13 protein-coding genes are annotated in these 22404 nt (G+C 72.2%); 7 read left to right on the top strand and 6 right to left on the bottom strand.

The window, feature by feature from the left end:
• The first annotated feature begins 10 nt into the window (after positions 1-10).
• Positions 11-2335 (top strand): LPXTG cell wall anchor domain-containing protein, encoded by a 2325-nt coding sequence (locus ACFVTF_RS06335; protein WP_387809791.1) that lies wholly within the window; start codon positions 11-13, stop codon positions 2333-2335.
• Positions 2336-2454: 119 nt separating this feature from the next.
• On the opposite strand, the gene ACFVTF_RS06330 is transcribed toward ACFVTF_RS06335, so the two are convergent.
• Positions 2455-2982 carry a GNAT family N-acetyltransferase gene (locus ACFVTF_RS06330; protein WP_387809789.1) on the bottom strand — a complete coding sequence of 176 codons (528 nt, stop codon included), beginning with the start codon at positions 2980-2982 and terminating at the stop codon, positions 2455-2457.
• A 181-nt stretch (positions 2983-3163) separates the two neighbouring features.
• Here ACFVTF_RS06330 and ACFVTF_RS06325 point away from each other — a divergent pair, with 181 nt between their 5' ends.
• Both ACFVTF_RS06325 and ACFVTF_RS06320 read left to right on the top strand, forming a co-directional pair.
• Entirely contained in the window at positions 3164-3562 is a 399-nt protein-coding gene (locus ACFVTF_RS06325; protein WP_387809786.1) for an ArsR/SmtB family transcription factor, read from the top strand.
• A gap of 115 nt (positions 3563-3677) precedes the next feature.
• The gene (locus ACFVTF_RS06320; protein ID WP_387809783.1) at positions 3678-3923 is read left to right on the top strand and encodes a hypothetical protein; all 246 of its coding nucleotides are present in this window, start codon (positions 3678-3680) and stop codon (positions 3921-3923) included.
• 249 nt (positions 3924-4172) lie between these two features.
• On the opposite strand, the gene ACFVTF_RS06315 is transcribed toward ACFVTF_RS06320, so the two are convergent.
• The 3 genes from ACFVTF_RS06315 to ACFVTF_RS06305 form a co-directional block, all read right to left on the bottom strand.
• Entirely contained in the window at positions 4173-5537 is a 1365-nt protein-coding gene (locus ACFVTF_RS06315) for a nitrate/sulfonate/bicarbonate ABC transporter ATP-binding protein (RefSeq protein ID WP_387809780.1), read from the bottom strand.
• A 30-nt stretch (positions 5538-5567) separates the two neighbouring features.
• The gene (locus ACFVTF_RS06310; protein WP_387809777.1) at positions 5568-7244 is read right to left on the bottom strand and encodes an ABC transporter permease; all 1677 of its coding nucleotides are present in this window, start codon (positions 7242-7244) and stop codon (positions 5568-5570) included.
• A 500-nt stretch (positions 7245-7744) separates the two neighbouring features.
• Positions 7745-8305 (bottom strand): hypothetical protein, encoded by a 561-nt coding sequence (locus ACFVTF_RS06305; protein ID WP_387809775.1) that lies wholly within the window; start codon positions 8303-8305, stop codon positions 7745-7747.
• Between the two features lie 485 nt (positions 8306-8790).
• Here ACFVTF_RS06305 and ACFVTF_RS06300 point away from each other — a divergent pair, with 485 nt between their 5' ends.
• On the top strand, positions 8791-10134 hold the full coding sequence (locus tag ACFVTF_RS06300) for a prealbumin-like fold domain-containing protein (protein WP_387810748.1): 1344 nt from the start codon (positions 8791-8793) through the stop codon (positions 10132-10134).
• An 874-nt stretch (positions 10135-11008) separates the two neighbouring features.
• On the opposite strand, the gene ACFVTF_RS06295 is transcribed toward ACFVTF_RS06300, so the two are convergent.
• Positions 11009-11581, bottom strand: a complete 573-nt coding sequence (locus tag ACFVTF_RS06295) for an SMI1/KNR4 family protein (protein WP_387809772.1) — start codon at positions 11579-11581, stop codon at positions 11009-11011.
• A gap of 490 nt (positions 11582-12071) precedes the next feature.
• Between ACFVTF_RS06295 and ACFVTF_RS06290 the strand changes: the two genes are divergently transcribed.
• From ACFVTF_RS06290 to ACFVTF_RS06280, 3 genes are all read left to right on the top strand, one after another.
• Positions 12072-12464 carry a hypothetical protein gene (locus ACFVTF_RS06290; RefSeq protein ID WP_387809769.1) on the top strand — a complete coding sequence of 131 codons (393 nt, stop codon included), beginning with the start codon at positions 12072-12074 and terminating at the stop codon, positions 12462-12464.
• Positions 12425-13222 carry a hypothetical protein gene (locus tag ACFVTF_RS06285; protein WP_387809766.1) on the top strand — a complete coding sequence of 266 codons (798 nt, stop codon included), beginning with the start codon at positions 12425-12427 and terminating at the stop codon, positions 13220-13222. Before ACFVTF_RS06290 ends, ACFVTF_RS06285 begins: the two co-directional genes overlap by 40 nt.
• A gap of 404 nt (positions 13223-13626) precedes the next feature.
• On the top strand, positions 13627-21210 hold the full coding sequence (locus ACFVTF_RS06280) for a LamG-like jellyroll fold domain-containing protein (RefSeq protein ID WP_387809763.1): 7584 nt from the start codon (positions 13627-13629) through the stop codon (positions 21208-21210).
• A 66-nt stretch (positions 21211-21276) separates the two neighbouring features.
• Here the strand turns inward: ACFVTF_RS06280 and ACFVTF_RS06275 are convergent, their stop codons facing one another.
• A complete protein-coding gene (locus ACFVTF_RS06275; protein ID WP_387809761.1) occupies positions 21277-22317 on the bottom strand; it encodes a zinc-dependent alcohol dehydrogenase family protein in 1041 nt (346 codons plus the stop codon).
• Positions 22318-22404 lie beyond the last annotated feature (87 nt).

The raw sequence follows: 22404 nt of genomic DNA, 5'->3' as shown, positions 1-22404 counted from the left end.
CGAGGTTCCCGTGCCATCTGTCCGACGGTTGCGGCCGCGCCCGCCGCACGTCCTGTCCGCGCTGCTGGCGGTGGTGCTCGGTGCGGGCGCTGCCGCGCTGACCGTTCCGGCCCCGGCCGCCTCCGCGGGGGCGCCGTGGCCCGGTCACGCCCAGTCGGCTGCGAAACCGGCGACCGGAGCAGCCAAGGCGGCCGAGCCCAAGCCGCGGGGAGCCGGCACGCAGCGTCCGATCGGGCCGGACCCGGTGGTCGACCTGCTGGCGCACGGCAACCTCACGATGGCCTCCAACTCGGTGCTGACCTGCGACGACAGCGACGGCACGGTCTGCTCGGACACCGAGGGCTCGAACAACGGGCGGACCAAGTTCATCAAGGTCGACCCGAACGCCCCGGGCCCCAACGCCGCCTCCGCGCAACTGCTGCTGCCGGCCGGGGCGAACGTCCTCTCCGCCCGCCTGTACTGGCAGTTCAACCCGACCGGGACCAGCACCAACGGCACCTCCGGGGACATCGACAAGGGCAACCAGGTCTTCTGGAAGGTCCCGGGCGCGAGCGGCTACCAGCAGGTGACCGCCGATACCTACGACTGGTTCGACCAGAAAGTCGGCGGGAACCCGCCCGAGCCGCTGCTGGCCGGCGGGGCGGTCAAGGACGTGACCGCCGAGGTCAGGGCGGCCGGCCCCGGCAGCTACACCGTCGCCGACATCCAGGCGTGCAGCGGACGCTCCTCCGCGCAGAACTACGGTGGCAACAACGTGGGTTGCTGGGGCGGCTGGTCACTCGTCGTCGCGTACGAGGACCGGGCCGAGCCGCTGCGCTACCTCCAGGTCTGGGACGGCTACCAGCTGCTGCGCGACCCGGACAACTCGACCACGCTGACGCTCGGCGGCATCCGCACCCCCGCCACCACGGCCCCGCGCGCCACCATGGGGATCACCGTCGGCGACGGCGACGCGCCGATCGCCGGGGACACCCTGGCCGTCGGCTCCACGCCGGAGAACCTGACCCTCCTGCCGATGCCCGGCCCCAACGGGGTCGGCACCGACAACGCGTTCACCAGCCGGATCGACCACGTCGCCGCGGACGGCACCGGGACCAACATCACCACCCGCGACCCCGACCCGATGAACAACTACGGCTACGACGCCCGGATGATCGACGTGACCGGCAAGATCCCGGCCGGCAGCGAGCAGGCCCTGGTCCGGATCAGCGGCGCCGGCGACGCCCTGGAACCGCAGGCGGCCTGGCTCGCCCTCGACGCCCTCGAACCCGACCTGCGGATCACCAAGGCCAACACCCCGCCCGGCAGCCCCGACGACAACCCGCCCGGCCTGGTCGGCCCCGGCGAGACCATCACCTACACCTTCGCGGTGACCAACCGCCGCCAGGACGGCAGCAGCACGGACCTCGACACCGCGACCGACGTCACCGTGACCGACCCGATCCCGGCCGGCACCACCTTCGTCCCCGCCTCCAACCCCGCCTGCCGGGCCAGTGGACAGACCGTCACCTGCACCGTCCCCGACCTGCCCCCGGGCGCCGAGGCCGACGTCGCCTTCCAGGTCACCGTCGACGCCTCGGCCGCCGTCGGCACCCACCTCGACGACACCGCCACCCTCCACTTCCAGGGCAGCCAGACCCAGCGGGCCCAGGAGCGCACCAGCAACACCGTCCGCAACACCGTCGCCGCCGTACCCGCCTACACCGTCACCAAGACCGCCGACCCCGGCACGGCCAAGCCCGGTGACACCGTCCACTACCGGATCCAGGTCACCAACACCAGCCAGACCGACGCCCCCGGAGTCACCCTCACCGACGACCTGTCGGGCGTGCTGGACTCCGCCGCGTACAACAACGACGCCACTGCCGACCGCGGGCAGGTCCAGTCCGCCGGGACCACGCTGACCTGGAGCGGGGACCTGCCCGTCGGGGCCACCGCGACCATCGACTACTCCGTCACCGTGCGCTCCCCGCTGGCCGCCGACGCGGTCCTGCGCAACACCGTCTCCTCCGACACCTTCGGGAACAACTGCCGCCCCGGCTCCACCGACGCGCACTGCCGCGCCGAAGTACCGGTGACCGTGCCGAGCCCGAGTCCCAGTCCCAGCCCGAGTCCCAGCCCGAGCCCGACGTCCTCGCCGAGCCCCGGCCCGACCACGAGCCCCAGCCCGGCGCCCAGCCCGAGCCCGACCCACACCCCTCCGCCCGGACACGGCGGCCAACTCCCTGAGACCGGCAGCAACATGGGCCGGGTCCTGCCCTTCGTCGGCTTCTCCGCGCTCGCCACCGTCGCGGCGGGCGCGCTCCTGCTGCTGAGGAGCCGCCGCACCCGCTGAGCCCCGTAGCCGCACGACCCCGCGACCCCACGGCCGCACCCACGCTCCCCGCGTGGGTGCGGCCTCGCGCTGCCGGACGGCGCCGGACCGTCGAGGCGGTTGCTGCCCCGTCGGATCGCTCAGCTGTGGTTGGGGCTGGGTGTGGCCTCGCGGGCCATACGGAGGTTGGGCAGCCTTCCCTGCCAGAGCTCTCGCTCGCCCGTGATCTCGAATCCGTGGCGCTGGTAGAAGCGGACCGCGCTGTCGTTGTAGTCGGTGGCCCACAGGCATATGGGTGCGGCTGCGGCCCAGGTGAGGAACTCGGTCATCATGCGGCCCCCGAGTCCCTGGCCCTGGACGTGTTCCAGCAGATACATCGGTCCGAGGGTGACCACCTCGCCGCGGCGCCCGCAGAGAACGCCGACGATCTCGGTTCCAAAGCGTACGACGCGGCAGAACAACAGGTCCGGTTGCCGGTTCGCTGCCTCGATGAACTCCCGCCACTGGTCGATGCCTTCGGCGGTGGCCGACGAGCCGCGATGCTCACGGATCCACTCCTCGTCGATCCCCGCCTCCGGGTTGGGGTATGTCTGGAGCCAGGCCCTCAGCAGCAGCGGCCCCAACTGCGCGGAGTCGGCCGGGTGAGCAGCTTCGATCACGTAGGTCATGGCAACGATCCTCACCGGTCGTCCGCTCCTTCGGGCCGCCCCGTCAGATGTCAGCCGACCGACGGCGCCGCAGGGGCGATGCCCGAAAGGTTCGCGGGTCCCCGGTCGGCGGCCCGCCTCAGGTGCGTTCGCATGCACTGTCCAGGACGATGGTATCGACGCATATAGCTATCATCGTCTCGTGACGATGAATAGTGCAGGGGCCGGGCCTGCGGCCACCACCTCGTGCGGGGCGCCCTCGGCAGCGGTGGCCCTCTTCCGCTCCCTCGGCGACCCGGCCCGCCTCGCGATCCTGATGCGCCTGGCCAGGGGCGAGGCCAAGGTCGTGGACCTGGTCAGCTGCGTGGGCCTGGCCCAGTCCACCGTGTCGGCGCACCTGGCGTGCCTGCGGGACTGCGGCCTGGTCGACTCCCGTCCCCAGGGCCGGGCCTCGCTGTACTTCCTGGCCCGTCCGGAACTGCTGGACCTGCTGGCCTCGGCCGAGCGGCTGCTCGCCGCGACCGGCGAGGCCGTCGACCTCTGCCCCACCTACGGCACCCCGGCGGCGCCCGCCCCGGACAGCACCGGAGGCGACCGATGAGCGACGCCTGCGGCAGCGGCGACGACAAGAAGACCGCGGAGGGCGCAGAGGAGCGCGAACCGATCTGCGCCACCTGCCCCAGGCCCTGGACCACGCCCGCCGCGCACGGCGGATCATGCTCCAGAACGTCGGACTGTCCCTGGCGGCCATCATCGGCCTGATGCCGCTCGCCCTCCTCGGCATCCTCGGCCTCGCCGCCGTCGTCGCGGTCCACGAGCTCGCCGAGATCGTCATCATCGGCAACGGCGTGCGGGCCGGACGCACCAAGCAGGTCATCCCGCGCCTCTCCCCGGAGCCGGGCGCCGGCGACCTGCACCGACACCTGGAGGCGGGCGACACGAAGCACCAGGCCCTGGCCTGACCACGCGTCAGTGGCGCGTCAAGGACCCGACGCCTCCGCCCACAGCCTGGAGGGCTTCCCGATGGAGGCGGTCCGGCCGCTGCTGCTGGGCCCGCGCCCAGTCTCAGTACGCTCTACGCCGCGTGGGTGTTCGTCACCCACGGCCACGACGCCGGGCTGGATCGCGCGCCACCTGAGCCTTCCCGCCGACGTGGTCCGCCTGCTCGCCGACGCGGCGGCCCACCGGACGGACTGAGGCGCGCACCTCGCCTACAGGGCGTCCTGCGCGCCGGGCTCCAGGGTGAGTTCGCCGTCGCCGGAGTCGTAGTCGAACAGTTCGGCGTAGCGGCCCCAGTCGATGGCGGTGTCCAGCTGGCGGCGTGCGTCCTCGGCGGAGAAACCGCGCCGCAGCAGGTCGAGGAACAACCCTTCGCGCAGGGTGTGACCGTCGGTGGCGGCCAGGGCCTGGACGATGGCCCGCACGAGCGGGGCGCGGCTGGCGGCGTGGTGGGCGAAGAGCTGCTTGCTGGTGAGGATGTCGGCGGCGGCGAACTCGCGGCCGGCGTCGGTGACGCGGATGCGGGGGCCGTCCGTGCGCGCGAGGTCGAGCAGTTCGGCGGCGTCGACCAGCGGCAGGAGGTCGTCGATCTCGAAGTTGAGTTCGTCGGCGATCTCCGCCAGGCCGTCCTCGCCGCCGCGGGCGACGAGGATTTCCAGCAGGCCCGCCAGCCCGCCGACGCTGACCTCCGGCAGCGGCGCGCTGGTCGGGGTCGGGGCGGGCCGCTCGGCACCACCGGTCGTCGTGGGCTCCACCGCGGCGACGGCAGCCTCCTCCCGGCCGGTGAGGATGCCGTAGACGGTGTCGACGATGGATTCGAAGTGCGGGTCCTGGCGGTTGCGGGGGCGGGGCAGGTCGACGCGCAGTTCGGCCTGGATGCGGCCGGGGTTGGCGGCCAGCACGAGGATGCGGTCGGCCAGCAGGACGGCCTCCTCGATGTTGTGGGTGACGATCAGGATCGACTTGACCGGCGCCTCATGCCCTTCCCACAGGCCGACCAGTTCGTTGCGCAGGTTCTCGGCGGTCAGCACGTCCAGGGCGGAGAACGGCTCGTCCATCAGCAGCGCGTCCGGTTCGACGACCAGGGCGCGGGCGAAGCCGACGCGCTGGCGCATGCCACCGGACAGTTCCTTGGGGTAGGCGGACTCGAAGCCGTCCAGACCGATCAGGTCGATCGCCTTCAGCGCCCGCTCGCGCCGCTCCTGTTCACCGACACCCTGGGCGTGCAGGCCCAGTTCGACGTTCTGCTGCACGGTGAGCCAGGGCAGCAGGGCGAAGGACTGGAAGACCATCGACACACCCGGGTTGGCACCGGTCAGCGGCTCGCCCCGGTAGGCGACGGTGCCCGAGGACGGGGCGATCAGCCCGGCGATGCACCGCAGCAGGGTCGACTTGCCGGAGCCGGACTTGCCCAGCAGCGCGACGATCTCGCCCTCCGCCAGGTGGAAGCCGATGTCGTCCAGGACCGGCAGCTCCCGGCCGTCGGGGGTGGTGAACGTCTTGGTCACCCGCTCGGCCCACACGATCGTGGCGCCGGTCGGGCGGGGGCCGGGGGTGCGCGGGTGGTCGGTGGTCACGGGTCCTGCCTCGCTCGCTGGTACGAAAGGTCAGAGGGAGTAGCGGGTCTCGGCGATGCGGTAGAGGCGGCGCCAGAACAGCCGGTTGAGGGCGACGACGTAGAGGCTCATCACCACGATGCCGACCAGGATCTTCGGGAAGTCCCCGGTGGCGGTGGCCTCGGTGATGTAGGAGCCGAGGCCGGTGGCGGTCAGCGTGTGGGAGCCGTAGGTCACGACCTCCGCGACGATGGAGGCGTTCCACGCCCCGCCGGCCGCCGTGATCCCACCGGTGACGTAGGAGGGGAAGATCGCGGGCAGGATGAAGGTGCGCCACTTCAGCCTCCCGGCGACGTGGAAGGTGGTCATCGCCTCGCGCAGGTCGGTGGGGATGGCCGAGGCGCCGGCGATCACGTTGAACAGGATGTACCACTGCGCGCCCAGCGCCATCAGCAGGATCGCGCCGACGTTCAGCGAGATGCCCAGCGCGACGAACGCGGCGGTGGCGAACGGGAAGACGAAGTTCGCCGGGAAGCTCGCCAGGACCTGCACCACGGGCTGGGCGAAGCGGGTCACCCGCGGGTTCATGCCGATCCACACGCCGATCGGCACCCACACCACCGTCGCGAACGCGATCAGGATGACCACCCGGCTGAAGGTCGCCGCTCCCAGGGCCAGCGCGTGTCCGAACTCCGCGAGCCCCACCGTGGACCTGACGTAGGCGAACGCCTTCCACGCCCCGAAGAGCACCAGCACGCTGACCGCACCGGCGAAGAACACGTCCCCCGTCCGCTCGCGCGCCGCCGACCCGCCGATCGGGTGCTCGGCCAGCCCGAACGGCCGGCTCGCCCGGTCCAGCACGCGGCCGATCGGCACCAACGGGCGCCCGAGCCGTTCGGGGACGCTCGAACGGCGCAACAGGTCGAGCATCAGACTGCGGGGGCGCTCGGCGGCTTCCGACTCCTCCACCCGGAACCGCTCCGACCAGGCGACCATGGGCCGCCAGAACAGCACGTTCACGCCCATCACCATGACCACCATCACGGCGATCGCGATGCCGACCTGGCCCAGGTCGCCGGCGGCGATGGCCGCCGCGGCGTAGGACCCCATGCCGGGCAGCGCGTAGCGGTGGTTGAGGACACTGATGGTCTCGGAGGCGGCGAGGAAGAACCAGGCGCCGCCGAAGCTCATCATGCCGTTCCACACCAGCGGGATCATCCCGGAGGGCACGTCGAGCTGCCAGAACCGCTGCCACTTCGTCAGCCGCATCACCCGCGCGGCCTCGTCCAGCTCCTTGGGCTGGGAGACGAGGGAGTAGTAGAAGGCGAAGGTCATGTTCCAGGCCATCGCGGTGAAGATCGCGAAGATCGAGGCGCACTCCAGGCCCAGGATCGAGCCGGGGAACAGGGCGATGAACGCGGTCACCGTCACCGACAGGAAGCCCAGCACCGGCACGGACTGCAGGATGTCCAGCACCGGCAGCAGCACTTTGTCCGCCCGCCGGAGCCGTGCCGCGGCGGTGGCGTACACGAAGGTGAACACCACCGACGCCACCAGCGCCGCGAACATCCGCACCAGCGAGCGCACCGCGTAGTACGGCAGGTTCGCCGGGTCCGTCGACACCGTGTCAGGAGCCGTGCTGGGCAGGAACGGCGCGTTCAGCGACGGTGCGAGCCGCAGCAGGCCGTACAGGAACGCGACCAGTGCCACGACCACCAGCACGTCCACCCACCGGAATGCCGGCCGCCGCCACACCCCCCGCGAGGGGAACCCGCCCGGACCCGCCACCTGGCCTCCCGTGTCACCGTCGGCTCGCTGCCTCGGCCAGGAAACCATGCCCGGGAAACTCCGGGCGGGTCCCCGCCGAGCGACACGCGAACAGTCACCGACAGAAGATCCAGCACAGTCGTGGCGTTCCTGACACTCGACGGAGTCGACTACCGCGCCGGGCTCTGATTCCGACCGACCGGTCGCCCCCTGGCCGGCCGTGCGCGGGCCGGCGTCGCCGCGCTCTACGCAGCGTCCCCGGCCCGTATCCCGGGCGCAGGCCGCCGACCGCACAGGGTGCGAGCCCCTGGCGAAGGAGCCTGATCCGTGGCCGGCAGGCCGCTGAGCCGTTCGGTGTTCACGGCGATGACCGGGAGTGCGTGTTGCAGGAGCAATCCGAAGGCTCACGACGGGGACGGCATCGCCGGGTTCGGCGGTACGGGCGATCCGCCGGTCTGGTGTCACAGTTCGTCGTGCACGACCGCGTTCGAGCAGTTGAGCAGCTCCCGCAGGGCGGGTCCAGCGCCGGAGCGGTTCTTCGTCGCCCTCATCTTGGTGCGGCAGCTCTTGAGTTCGCCCGACATGGCCTTCAGGTCGCCGTACAGGATGACCGGGTTGGAGGTGAGGTTGGCGCGGGGGTGTCGCGCGGTCGCGACGGCGCTGAAGTAGCTGAAGTCGTTCGCCTTCAGCATCTTCGCGCAGGTGCTGTGGAGGTAGGTGAAGCTGTCGTGCACCGGGATCTCGCCGGCCGCGGTGATGTTGTAGGTGTGGATCCCGGTCGCGCGCGGGTGGAGTGCGCTCTCGCCGTCGCGTTCGGTCGCGGCGTAGTCCGACAGGAAGTGGTCGGTGCAGGCCTGGAGGTTCTCCAGTTCGCCCGCGATCGCGTCGATGTCCTCGACGTAGACGTTGCCGATGAACCGGTTGTTGCCCACGAACATCGCGTTGCCCTGGATGATGATCTTGTCCGCGATGATGTGGTTGGCCTCCCAGATCCCGCCGGAGACGCGGAGGGTTCCGCCCATGACGCGGATGTCGTTGCCGACGAATGCGCTCAGGGAGCCTGCGCCCTTCCGCTTGCCCCCTACACCGCCGCAGTGTTGACGCTGTAGGCCGGGGCACGGCGGGTTGTCGATGCCGTTGGTGGATTGAGTTTGCTCACTGCCCGCCGAGTCTCGCGATGCAGTCGGGACCGCCGACGGAGCGAGGGCGGTGGCGGTCAGTCCAGGTCATTCCCCAGTAGCGGGGAGCGGCCCGTGCAGGAAGAGGATCAGGCAACCCCGTAGTGCTTCGGAACGACTTCATCGGCTGTGAGCCGGCGCATTGCTCATCATTGCCTCCGAGGTGACTCTCGGTGAACAACGGCGCGGGCTGTCTACGGTTCGACGTGCGGCGATGACAATCGGCGGGCGCTGGACAGTCCGGGGGCTCACCCCTGCCGAGTGCATCGTTCGGCTGCCTGGTGTATGCCCATCGCGCGCCGCCTGCCCCCGTGTTCGATTCTTCCTTTATGAGACATTACCTTTCATTCGCGGGACGGGCATTGGTCGCCGGACTGACCACAATGGCCGTGTTCCCGGCTCCCGCTCCGGCGGGCACGGACCCCGCTGCGCGGCAGGTTTCGCAGAGCTCCACCTTCACCTTCACCGGGGCGCCTGAACAGGTCACGGTCCCTGAAGGCGTGTGCGCGGTGAGTGTCGACGCGTTCGGGGCCGCCGGAGGGGACGGCCAGTACGGCGTCCCGAGTGGCCGAGGGGCGAAGGTATCGGCGGTGTTCGACGTGACACCGGGAGAAGTCCTCACGGTGAACGTGGGCGGTGCCGGACACCCCGGAGATTACGGCGATCCGGAACACACCCAGGGCGGCTACAACGGGGGCGGCCGGGGCGGCGCCTACGTCAGGGACGGCCAGATCGCCGGCATCGCCGCCGGCGGAGGCGGGGGCCGGACCACGGTCGGCACCGGTACGACACCTCTGGTCGTGGCAGGCGGAGGCGGCGGAGGCGGCGCGTCGTTCTTCTCCGCCGCCATCGGAGGCGGGGACGCCGGCCAAGCGGGCGAGCCGGGCCAGGGGCTCCCAGGAGACGACGAAGGCAAGCCCGGCAGGCCCGGCGGCGAGGGTGGGCAGGGCGGCATCAACGCACCCCACACCGACCCCAACGGCCAGAACGGCAGCCCGGCCGTCGGACCGGTCGGAGGCGCTGGCGGGAACAGCATCCTCGACCCCCACGGTGGCGCGGGCGGCGGCGGAGGCGCGGGGGCCACCGGGGGCGGCGGCGGGGCCGCGTCCCCCACCGCCTCCAACAGCGGCGCAGGCGGCGGCGGAGGATCCAGCAGCGGCCCCGCGAACGCCGTGTTCGTCACCGGAGCCCGTCAGGGCAACGGCGAGGCCACCCTCACCTGGATGCCCTGCGCCGTCGTCACCGGCGACGTGACGGTCCTCAAGCAGGACGCCGACACCCACGCCCCCCTCGCGGGTGCCACCTTCCAGCTCTGGAAGGAGACCAACGGCACTCCCGGGCTCCAGACCACGGGTACCAATCCCGACACCAGCATCGGCGCGCCCTGCGTGACCGGCACGGACGGCACCTGCACCCGCAACGTTCCCGTCGGAACCTACTACTGGGAAGAGACCCGAGCCCCGGCCGGCTATCACCTCCCCGCCGACCGTGTCTTCGGCCCACTCGTCCTGACCGTCGACAACGCCGCCGCTGGCGTCAGCATCACCGCCCACGACACCGCGAAGCCGCACTGCCACGGTCACCGCGGCGACGACGGTCACCCCGGCGACCACTGCCAGCCCGATGACTACGACACGCCGGAGCCCCCCGCCCACGGCGGCTACGACAGCTGACCGCGACCCACACCACACATCCACCCGCGGAGCGCCAGGCCACAGCAAGACACCGCCGGCCCTCGCGCTCCGCGCATTCATGCGCGGTCGCAACCATTGCCGATGGGCGTCGGCCCTACTCGCTCGTCCTCGCGCTGTTCCACACGATCGAGTCGTACCGTCCGGGTGTGCAGCCAACGGTGTAACTCAGGTTGATTTGTACTACCGGCGGTCGATGGAGAGTCGGCCGCCGAAGGTAGTCTCGAAGGCGTTCAGTGCGGACTTCGGCGCCTGCACGGACATGTTCTTCCAGGACACCGATGTCCTCGTGCTCTACAGCTCCCGCTTCGACGGCATCGAGGACCCCGACGGCGACGCCAACCGGCGGCTCGGTGTGAGGAGCCTTCGCGCGCACTCCTGGTTCGAACCGTTGGGGAACGTCAAGGCCCGAGACCCCCCACCGCGGCTTCCGCCGCTGAACGGCCGAGCCCGCGCTGGACGGCGGGCGGAGGCACCTTGTGTGCCTCCGCCCGCCGTCCGCGGCAACGGGGGAGGAAGGCCGACGGGGCGCTTTCGGCCCGGCACGGCAGGTCGGGTGACCGACCGACCAGACGGCTATGGCGGCGAGCGGCAGGTCGTCGTCGCCAGGGCGGGGGGAGACAACGCGCCGCTGTCAATCGCGAGATGGCGTTCGGTGGGGGCGGACGTTCGCAGGTGCGTCAGGGGCGGGGGTGTTCGGGACGACGTACGGGGCAGCGAATGGTTCGGGATCGACGGTGTAGGTGCCACGGGCCGTGGTGAGAGCCGGCTGGTTGCCCTCGTCGTCGTCCGCACACCGCTGCTCAGGTATTCGTCGAGACTCCGCAGCGGCCCTGTCAGACAGTAGAGCGCGGGCTCACCCGTGGACTTCGTAGCGTGCACCCGGCCCGGGCCAGCTGGAGTCCATGAAGTCCGGGCGGTCGATCCGGTGGAAGCAGCGCACCAGGAACTCGGTGAACGTTCCGGCGGTCTCGAACCACTCGCCCTCGTCACTGCTGATGATGATCCGCCACTCGCTGGGATCGTCCTCGACCGCGCGGAAGAAGTACCGGCTGCCGTGCTCGTCGCCTCCCCACAGCAGCAGCACGCCCGATCGGACGTCGGACTCGTCCACCTCCCACCAGCCCTCGGCGATCTCGCCGTACCAGGCTGGACGCTCAGGTGGGGGTCCCCAGTGGCGCTCCAGCTCGGCCGGTGTGGCGTCCATCGGCCGGTCGATCGTCAGGTAACCGTCCACCGAGCCGGGGCCGTACAGGTCGAGGAACGCCTTGAAGTCGGCCGGCAGTCGGAAGCCGAGGTACCGCTCACTGGCATCCCAGATCGCGGGCCTGGCCCGGCCCCAGCACGAGGGTTCCCCGAGCAGCGTGCGTAGTTGCTCCAGTGCGGTTCGGCCCTCCGGGCGGGGGCGGGAGGTTGCCGGCGTCAGCACTGCCGCAGGAACACGGCTCGTGCGCAGGGCTCCGTGGTGCCCGCGTAGGTCATCAGGGTCGGTGTCACAGGTGGCGACTGTACGACAGGCCGCTGACACCGTCTCGGCGTCCCGTCATGACAGCGGCAGATGCTGCACGCCGGGCTCAGCGGCGCCGGGGCCGGCGTCGTTCCTCCGCGCCCGGCGCGATCAAGCCGGACAGCTGAAACGGCTGCGGAGCCGGACGGTTCGGGCGTCATCCACGACCGTATCGGGGGGACGTGAAAATTCTTGAAACTCGTGACCCCGCAGCTGCCCGGAACAGTGCCGCAGACGCCCCTCGGAGGGCCGTGGCCGGATTGCGGCGGCAGTGCGCACCCGTCCCGCCCGGACGCTCGCGATTGGCTCTCAGGAGCCCATCAGCGGCCTCTTCAAACTGGCTCTGACCTGGTGTTTTCTCGGAAATCTCCTAGGCTGGGGAGCTCTGCCGGGCACCTTCGGAGGGGGCATCATGAGCGAGGAATCAAAGGCGTACGGCGCCAGCGCGATCGTGGTTCTTGAGGGTCTGGAGGCCGTTCGGAAGCGGCCCGGGATGTACATCGGATCGGTCGGTGAGCGTGGCCTGCACTACCTGGTGTTCGAGGCCACCGAGCGGGCGCTGGACGAGATCATCAGCGGCACCGCCAGCCGTGTCGAGATCACCCTCACCGCCGACGGCGGCATCCGCGTCGCCGACGACGGCACGGGCCTCCCGGTCGAGCGCGCCGGCCACAGCGACGGCCCTGTGCTGGAGAGCCGGTTGACCGTACTCTGCTGCGGGGCGCAGCCTGCCACCGGCGCTGGCTGCTCGCAGACTACTTCGGCATGGGACTGGCCGTCGTCAACGCGCTGTCGGGCCGGCTGACGGCCGAGGTGCGGCGCGACGGCGACCGCTGGGTGCTGGAGTACGAGCGCGGCGTAGCTGTCGCGACGCCCGCCCGCACCGGACCGGCCGACGGCCACGGGACCGCGATCACCTTCCGGCCCGATGCCGAGATCTTCGAGACGCTGGAGTTCTCGTTCGACGCGCTGGCCGAACGCTTCAGGGAACTGGCCTTCCTGAACCGGGACTTGGACATCACCCTGACCGATGACCGCGACCTCGCGGCGCCTCGGGCCGTCCGCTTCCGGTTCCCGGGCGGACCGAGGGACCGCATCGCGGAGCAGGGTGCGCCCCTCCACCCGGACGTGATCGGCTTCGAGCGCGAGTACTCCGATATGGAGGGAACTGTCGAGGTGGCCTTCCGTTGGTGCGACTCGCGCGAGGAGCGGGTCGCAAGCTACGCCAACAGCCGGCCGACCACCGGCGGCGGCACGCACGAGCTCGGCTTCCGCGACGGCCTGGCGGCCGCGCTCAACGCCCACGCCCGCGAGCAGCAGTTGCTCACCCCGTCCGACCCCGACTTCACCCCCGCCCAGCTCGGCGCGGGCCTGACGGCGGTCGTGTCGGTGAAGCTCGATCGCCCCGAGTTCGAGGGGGCCACCCGCGACCGCCTGGGCAACGGGCCCGTCCGCGCCTGCGTCGCCGAGGCCGTCCGGGAGTACCTGGCCGCCTGGCTCCGCGCCAACCCGGCGCAGGCGGCCGCCGTCCTCGCCCGGATCTCGATGACCACCCGCCGCTGACAGCACACCGAAGACACCGAAGCCCAGGTCGGGATTGCTCCCCGGCCTGGGCTTCTCGGCGGGCGCGGACGATCCCGACGACCCCGCCAGCCGCAGGGCGCGGCCGACCTCAAACGCCTTCGAGGGAGCCGTCGCGGATGTGCTCGCGAGCCATCCCGGACAGCGCGGCGGGGGCGGTGAACGCGACGGCGGACGTGTCGTGCGGGCTCGGGGCGGTTGCTGGAGCATCGCCGAGGAGGACGATAAGGGCGCGTGTGCAAGTCGGAGCGGATGGCGTGATCGGTCATGTTCCGTGGCCCGAAAGTGTCTTGATGATCAGTCACATCCGGTGAAAGCGTGGACACGTTCTGTGTTGATCGCGTGGCCGTCGGTAGCCCTTCGGCCACCCGGCATGAGGTGGCAGCTTGACGGAGACGCAGCACCTGGCGAAGGTCTACAGCGACCGGGCCTACGTGCACACCACGACCGTGCGGCACCAAGGCAGTACGGTCGCGTTCGCGATGGACGACCAACGGCGGATCGTCTACAGCGTCCTGGACCTGTCGCAGCACGACGAGGCGAAGGGCGAGGCGGACGCGGCGTACTGGTCGGAGGACCCGCTGGCGTTGCGCTTCCCGACGGAGGTGGCGAGGGTCGGCTACGCGGTGGCGGGCGCGGTGCGGATGCCCGTCGTCAAGCGCGGCGGCCGGGTCGAGGCGAGCGCGACGGAGCGGCTGGAGGACCAGGAGCTGGACCGGTTCCTGTCCAGCACCGCCCGGCTCGGCGCCGCCGCCCCCTTCCACGTCCTGTCCGACGGCACCCACGTGTACGTGCTGCGCCAGTCGGTGCGCGCCGACCACGCCGACGCGGTGTTCCGGCTCGCCGACGGCGCCGGCTCCTCGGGCGACCCGGCCCGCACCGACTACCTGGCCAAGGGGGGCGAGGGCAAGGTCGCGGTGGTCGACGCCACCCTGCTGTGCGACCGGTTCGTGCTGGCCGGCGGCGAGTTGAAGCCGGTGCTGGAGGTCCGCTACCGGCGCAGCCGGCACAAGGGCCGCCCGGACTCCGCCAAGGACAGCCTCGGTACGCAGGACATGGAGGGGCAGCCGTTCGTCGAGCCGACCCAGGAGCTGTCCTTCGTCCGCAACCTCTCCGAGGGCCGGTTCACCGCCCTGCTGGCGCCCACCGCCGTGCACGGCCGGGAGCGCTGGCAGATCTTCGCCCACAACGACGTCACCGGCCGGATCGACGGCTTCAGCGTCGAGCGCAGCGGGGACGGCCTGTTCAACACCCAGGGCACACAGGCCTGGACCAGCCCGGACCCGCGCTACCGGAGCGCCGTCCACGAGACCGCCCCCGGCGCCTGCCCGTTCACCGGCCGTCCGCTGGTCCCCGCGGCGGGCGAGGGCGGCCGGGCCGGGACGGCGCTGCGCTTCGACGGCGTGGACGACGCGGCGGAGCTGCCGACCAGCGCCCTCGAACTGGCCGACTCCGACTTCACGGTCGAGTTCTGGGCCCGGCGCACCGCCACCGGCGGCCGCGAGGACTTCCTGATCGGCCACGGCGCCTCCAAGGGCGTCCCGCTGCGCACCCTGCACATCGGCTTCCGCCCGGACGACACCTTCACCTTCGCCTTCTTCCACGACGACCTGGACATCCCGCAGCGCACCACGGACACCGACTGGCACCACTGGGCCTGCGTCTTCGCCCGGGACACCCGCGAGCAGGTCGTCTACCGCGACGGCGTCGAGGTCGGCCGCCGCACCACCGACATGCCGTACGGCGGCCTCGGTCCGCTCACCCTGGGGCGCGGTGCCCGCTCCTTCGGGCGCGGCGAGCTGGACGAGGTGCGGATCTGGCTCCGCCCTCGCAGCGGCGCCGAGATCGCCGCCGACCGCGGCCGCCGTCTGATCGGCAACGAACCCGGGCTGGCCGTCTACTACCGCTTCGACGAGGGCTCCGGCACCACGCTGCACGACCAGACCGACCACGGCCGGCACGCGAAGCTGAGCGGCGGCCCCGTCTGGGTCACCTCCGAGGCCCCCGTCGGCGAGGACTCCGGGGTGAGCCGCAGCAGCTTCGCCTTCACCGGGCGCCGGGTGGTCTCCGGCCTGTCGGCGCTGCTGCACCACCAGCAGGAGGCCGCACCCGCCGGCTACGACCAGACGTCCAAGCCGGTCAAGCGCCAGGCCAGGGTGCTGCTGGCGTGCACCACCGGCGGGCCCGACCCGGTGACCGGCCAGGCCACCGACGAGGCCTACGTCGCCACCCTGGACCTCGGCGTGGGCCGGGACGGCCGGCTGGCGCAGGTCCCGGAGGAGCTGGCCCTGCCGGTGCTGGCCGCGCCGGAGTCCAGCGGGAACGTGGACGCGGCCGGGGAGGTGGACGCCCAGGTGGCGAAGCTGGCCCGGGACATCGCCGCCACCGAGGCCGAGATCACCCGCCTCCAGCTGGAGACCGCCGAGATCCCCGACGTCGAGCGCCAACGCGCCGAGGTGCGCACCGAGTTGGAGAGCGACTACTCCTACTGGCGCTACCGGCTGCGGTTCAAGCTGCAGAAGGACGGCAAGGACCAGTACCTCGCGGTGCAGGGCGACCGCAAGGACAGCGTCGCCCCGCTGGTGCGCACCGCCGACCGGCAGGCCGCGTCCACGATCTGGACCTTCGAGCCGACCGGCACCACGATCAACGGCTTCGCCTGCTGCTTCGTCAAGAACGTCAACTCCGGACTCGACATGAACGTCGACAACCGGAGGACCGGCAACGACATCCCCCTGATCCAGTACCGCCGGGAGGCCGACAACGCCGCCACCCACTTCGCGCTCGACGGCTGGAACGGCTACAGCCTGGTGGCCCGGCACAGCTACCAGCTGATCGCGGCCCGGGACAGCCAGGGCGACCGCATCGTCCAGTACGACTACCAGGCGGCGAAGGACTCCGGCGAGGGCGTCCTCATCCTGGAGCGGATCGACAACTCGCTGAAGTCCAACCCCACCACCGACCGGCTGAGCCGGCAGATCTCCGAGCTCACCCAGCGCCTGGAACTCCTCGCCATCAAGCAGGACCGGCTCGCCCAGCTGCGCCGCGACCTGACCGCCCAGCAGGCCGGCCTCGCCGCCAAGCAGGACGAACTGGGCCGGCTCACCGGCGGTGTGCGCGGCTCCGACGACATCGCCCTGCCGGTGCCCCAGCTCGCCGTCGACCGCACCGGGCTGAGCGGCTCCGGCGCGCTGCTGGGCTTCGCCCGCGCCGGCGACCGCCCGTTCCTGCTGGACAGTGCCACCGGCAACGTCGTGCTCTACTTCCGGGGCGCCAACGGCCAGTTCTTCGCCGCCTACTACGACACCCAGGTGCTGCGCTCCTCCCGGCAGCTGGCCGCCGGTGGACGGATGGTCTCCTTCACGGCCCGGGACGCGAACACCGACCTCACCGCGACCGCGATCACCGTCGAGGCCGGGGACGGTCCGACGCAGGTCACCCTCACCGTCCGGCACGACGGCCAGACCGAGAAGTGGTCGCACCTGCCGCGCCGGGCCGAGGACTTCGCCGCCGTGGTCAACGGCGCGGCCGAGCAGCCGGTGACGATCGCGACCGTGCTGCGGATCGACGGCGACGTGGTGCAGTTCACCGAGGGCACCCTCGCCCCGCTGTCCGGCCCCGGCTTCGTGACCGTCGGCGGCCACGGCTTCCGCTTCGAGGGCAGCCACCCCGCCGGGTCGAAGTCCCTGCGCCTGGGCGCGGGCGCGGACCAGGCCCTGCTGAAGCCCGGGATGAGCGTGCAGCGGGTGCGCTACGACCACCGCTGGTCCGAGTCCTCGCAGCCCGGCAGCGCCCTCGCCGAGGGCTCCCGGCTGATCACCGTCGACCCCGGGGGCCTGGCCGAACTGCCGCTGGGCAGCGCGGACGGCCTGGTGCGCGGCCACGGCGGGCGCTGGCGGGCCGACATGCCGGGCCGGGCCTACGCCTTCGACGGCAAGGGCCGCTTCCTGGCCCTGCCCGCCGGGCAGCTGCCCCGGGCGGCGACCCCGGGTGACCTCACCCTGGAGGCCTGGGTCAACCCGGAGCGGGTCGAGGGTCCGGTGCGGCTGCTGCACGCCAACGCCGGGGACACCCCGTACGGCCTCGGCCTGCTCGGCACCCAGGCGACCTCCGGGCTGGTCTTCGACGGCACGGACGACGCCGCCGTGGTGCCCGACGCCTTCGGCTTCGGCGACGGCGACTTCACGGTGGAGTTCTGGGCCCAGCGCACCAAGGTCGACAGCCGGCCGCACATGCTGCTCGGGCACAGCGGTACCGAGGGGCGCGCCAACGAGACCCTGCAGATCGGCTTCCGCAAGAACGGCTTCTTCACGTTCGCCTTCTACGACGACGACCTGGACACCACCAAGCGGTTCTCCGACACCAAGTGGCACCACTGGGCCTGCGTCTTCCAGCGGGAGACCCGCCAGCAGGTGATCTACCTGGACGGCCAGGAGATCGCCCGGCGCACCGCCAACGCCCCGTACCGCGGGCAGGGCCGGCTCTCGCTGGGCACCGTGCTGTGCTGGCCCACCGACTTCGCCTCCGTCCGGCTGGACGAGGTCCGGCTCTGGTCCAAGGCGCGCGGCGGCGACGAGCTGCGGGCCGACCAGGGGCGGCGGCTGAGCGGCAACGAGGCAGGGCTGCTCGGCTACTGGACGTACACGGCGCCCGCTCCCGGCACCCCGGCCGTCCTGACCGACCGCTCCGCGAACAACCGGCACGCCGAACTGCGCGGCATGCCGAAGCCCGTCCCGGCCCGCGCGCCGATCGCCGACGCCGGCTGCCGGGCCGTCGCGGCCGTCGGCGACCGCCGGGTGGTCAGCCGGGAGACCTTCCCGCTGCGCGAGTGGAGCCACCTCGCCCTGGCCTACCAGCAGTCCTGGGCGGTCGAGTTGACCGGCGACGCCCACCTGGAGGTGCCGGACGACGACGCGCTGGACATCGCCGACGACCTGACCCTGGAGGTGTTCGCCCGCGTCGACCGCCTCGGCGAGACCCAGGGCCTGCTCTCCAAGGGCCGCACCGCCGACGGCATCGGCGGCAGCGTGCCCTACCGACTGGCCGTCCTCCCCGACGGGCGGCTGGAGTTCGCCTTCGAGGAGCCCGACGGCCGGGCCGTGCGCTTCACCTCCACCGAGGGCGTGCGGGCCGGGCAGTTCCACCGCATCGCCGTGGTCCGCAAGGGCGGCCGCTCGATGCAGGAGCAGAAGGGCACCCAGCAGATCACCGCCACCGGCGCCGACGGCAAGCCGGTCACCCAGAGCGTCGAGCTGGTCGAGTCGCTCGCCGTGCGCGAGTGGCAGGACATCCGCTTCCACCTGGACGGCCGCGAGATCGGCGCCGGCCGCTACGAGGGCCCCGGGCCGCGCGGCAACGACGCGCCGCTGGAACTCGGCCGGGCACGCGAGGGCGCCACCGTCCAGCAGCTGACCGGGGTGCTCGCCGAAGTCCGGATCTGGGGCGCGGCCCGGGACGCCGCCCGGCTCGGCACCGCCGTCACCGCCCGCGACCGCGGCCTGGTCGCGCACTGGCGCTTCGAGGAGAACGCGGGCAGCACCACGGCCGACGCCACCGGCTCGCACCCGGCCCGGCTGCGCGGCGCCCGCTGGGTCCGCAACCCCGACCCGCGCGGCAGCGTCTTCCGGCTGTACCGCAACGGCGTCGCCGTGGCCTGCGACCCGGCCGACGCCCCGGGGCTGCCCGCCACCCCGGGCCTGCCCGACACCGCCGCCTTCGCCGAGAACAGCGAGGCGCAGCTGACCCTGGGCGCGGTGCTCAAGCGCGGCAAGCCCGCCCAGGCGTTCGAGGGCGTGCTGGAGGAAGTGCGGATCTGGCGCACCGCCCGCACCCACGAGCAGCTGTTGGACAACCTGTTCACCCGGCTCAAGGGCGAGAAGGAGGACCTGGTCGCCTACTGGCCGTTCGACCGGGACTCCACCGAGGCGCGCACCGCCCAGGTCCGCGACGAGGGCCTGCGCGGCAACCACCTGGAGTTCGGCCCGGAGGCCACCCGCCCGCGCACGGTGCTGTCCAGCGCACCGGTCTCCAACGACGCCGCCCAGGTCCGTTCGGCCCTGGCCGGCCTGCGCACCCCGTTCCACCAGAGCATCTCGGCCGCCCCGGCGGTCGCCGAGTACGCCGACATGCAGTACGGCTCGCGCGGCGAGGCGTTCGGCGTCCTCAAGCGCGCCTACAGCTACCTCCAGGACGGCCGCTGGCACCTGGTCACCGGCTACAAGGTCGGCGAGCTGGTCAGCGAGTGGGTCAGCCAGATCCAGTTCGACCCGCAGCTGATCGGCTACGTCGAGGGCGCCCCGCCGATCCCCTCGGAGAACCTCACCGCGGGCCTGACCGACCCGGGCAGCGACACCTTCGAGGGCGCCTCCACGGTCAAACTCACCGAGGCCGAACAGGTCGTCCGCTCACTCTCCTCCGCCAAGGAGCGCAGCGTGGACGCCGCCTTCGGCTTCGCGCTCTCCAACGAGGTGGACGTCGACGTCTGGATGATCACCGCCCCGCTGGGCTTCGGCATCGCCAAGTCCATCGCCAAGGGCGGGGTCTCGGCGAGCGTGCGGGGCAACCTGGAGTTCTCCAACAGCTGGGCCGAGGACACCTCCGTCTCCCAGGGCGAGAACACCGCCCGGACCACCAAGGTCTCGCTCACCGGTCACTGGGAGGACCCGGGCCGGGTGCTCAACCCCACCGCCGGGCGGCGGTACGTCCCGGCCAACACCGGCTTCGCCGTCGTCCAGTCGCAGACCGCCGACGTCTTCGCGCTGCGCCTGGCGCACAGCGGCGCGCTGGTGGCCTACCGCATCCAGCCCAACCCGGACATCCCCAAGGACTGGAACGTCGTCCCCTTCCCGATCAACCCGCGCTACACCAAGCAGGGCACCCTGGACGGCACCGTCGGATTCGACGCCCGCGGCAAGGTCGCCGACCCCGACTACCAGGGGGCCCGCGACCGGGGCGAGTACAGCTACTTCAAGCCCCGCGAGGCGTACGCGCTCAAGCGCCGCATCCAGCGCGACCAGCAGCGCCTGCACAGCTACTACGACAGCGTCTCCACCGAGACCCACGCCCCCGACCCGCTCGCCCAGCGGGCCGGCCGGGTGCTCGGCGGCGCGATCGGCGCGGACGCCTCGCCGGCCCGCGGCCGGGACGCCACCGACAGCGCGACCGGGCAGGGCTTCTCCCGCCGCGACCTGGTCAACACCTACGTGTGGACGGCCGCCGGGGGCTTCTTCGCCGAGACCACCGAGACCACCGACGTCGTCAGCGAGACCACGGCCGGCTCGTACTCGCTCTCCGGCTCGGTGGGCACCTCGATCGGGACCTCCTTCCAGATCGCCGGCATCGGCATCGGCGCCCAGCTCGACGCCTCCGTCGGCGGCGGGATGACCACCACCCGGGCCCGCGGCAAGGAGGCCACCCGCTCCTTCGGCCTGGAGGTCGAGGTCGCGCCCAGCAGCAACCTCCAGAGCTACGACGGCGACCGCAACCCGGTCTTCGACCGCGACGGACAGCCCGTCAAGGTGCCCGGCAAGGTCGACGCCTACCGCTTCCTCAGCTTCTACCTCGGGGAGGACAGCGAGCACTTCGACAGCTTCTTCCACAAGGTCGTCGACCCCCTCTGGCTGGAGAACGGGCACGACCCCAACGCGGCGGCGCTGCGCCAGGCCCGCCAGTCGGACCGCAAGCCGCCGTGCTGGCGGGTCCTGCACCGGGTCACCTTCGTCAGCCGGGTCCTGCCCGACATCCCGCCGGCCGACGCGCCCCCGCTGGAGAAGGCGATGCGGCAGCTGGATGTGGAGAGCAACTACGAACTCGTCCGCCGCCTCGACCCGTACGTGAAGGGAGCGGCCACCGGCCTGCCCGAACTGGCCGAGGCCACCCGCACCACGCTGGCCCGGGAACTGCCGGAGCTGCTCCCGCACGCGGACGACGTGATCGGCTTCCTCGCGCAGTACTACGGCGTGGAGGCCTGAGCCCAGGGCCCCGGGGACGGGTCCGTCCTCGGGGCCCGGCGGGTCGGCTCGTCGCGAATCGGACACCTACTCCGGGACGAGCACCGCGACTCCGGTCACGCGGTCCGCGGCGAGGTCGCCGAGGGCCGCGTCGGCGTGCCGCAGCCCGTAGCGGCGCACGTGGACCACCGGGCGGGTCCGGGTGGCCTCGGCCAGGTAGGCCCGTCCGTCGGCCCGGGTGTTGGCGGTGACGCTGCGCAGCGTGCGCTCCTGGAACAGGTGCCGCTGGTAGTTCAGTGGCGGGATGTCGCTGAGGTGGATGCCGGCCACCGCGAGCGTGCCGCCCCGGTCCAGCGCCGCGAGGGCGACCGGCACCAGTTCGCCGACCGGGGCGAACAGGACGGCGGCGTCCAGCAGTTCGGGGGGCGGGTCGTACGAGTCGCCGGCGAACTCGGCGCCGAGCTCCAGCGCCAGCCGTCGGGCCTCCGCACCCCGGGTGAACGCGGCCACCCGGGCGCCCCGGGCGAGGGCGAGCTGGGCGGTCAGGTGCGCGGACGCGCCGAAGCCGTAGATGCCCAGGAGCCCGCCCGACGGCAGCTCGGCCCGCTCCAGCGCCCGGTAACCGATGATCCCGGCGCACAGCAGCGGGGCGAGCTCCTCGGCGGGCGGCCCTTCGGGCAGGCGGTAGGCGAAGCGGGCGTCCGCGACCACGTGGCGGGCGTAGCCGCCGTGCCGGTCCCAGCCGGTGTAGCGGGAATCCGGGCAGAGGTTCTCCCGCCCGGTCCGGCAGTACCCGCAGCTGCCGCAGGTCCGGGCCAGCCAGGCCACCCCGGCGCGGTCCCCGACGGTGAACTCCTCGACCGCGGGACCGGCGGCCCGCACGCGCCCGACCACTTCGTGCCCCGGTGAGCACCGCGCCATCCGGGGAGCGAGATCCCCCTCCGCCAGGTGCAGGTCCGTACGGCACACCCCGCACGCCTCCACCTCCACCAGGATCTCCTGCGGTCCGGGCGCGGACAGCGGCCGCCGCTCCCACACCAACGGCCCCGGGCGCGCCGGACCCACGGGCCCGGGCCGCTCCACGACCCAGGCCTCGGTCTCTCCCGGTGCTGCGTGTGTGGTGTCCATCGCCGCCTCGCGTGTCGCTGCCCCTGCTCTTCAGGATCATCCCGCCAGGGCCGCCGTGCACACGGGCCCTGAGCCACCCCGCTTCTG

The organism is Kitasatospora sp. NPDC057940 (assembly GCF_042887425.1).
GTDB lineage: Bacteria > Actinomycetota > Actinomycetes > Streptomycetales > Streptomycetaceae > Kitasatospora.
Note: the sequence above shows the minus strand (reverse complement) of the source record. Positions and strands in the feature narration are given on the sequence as shown.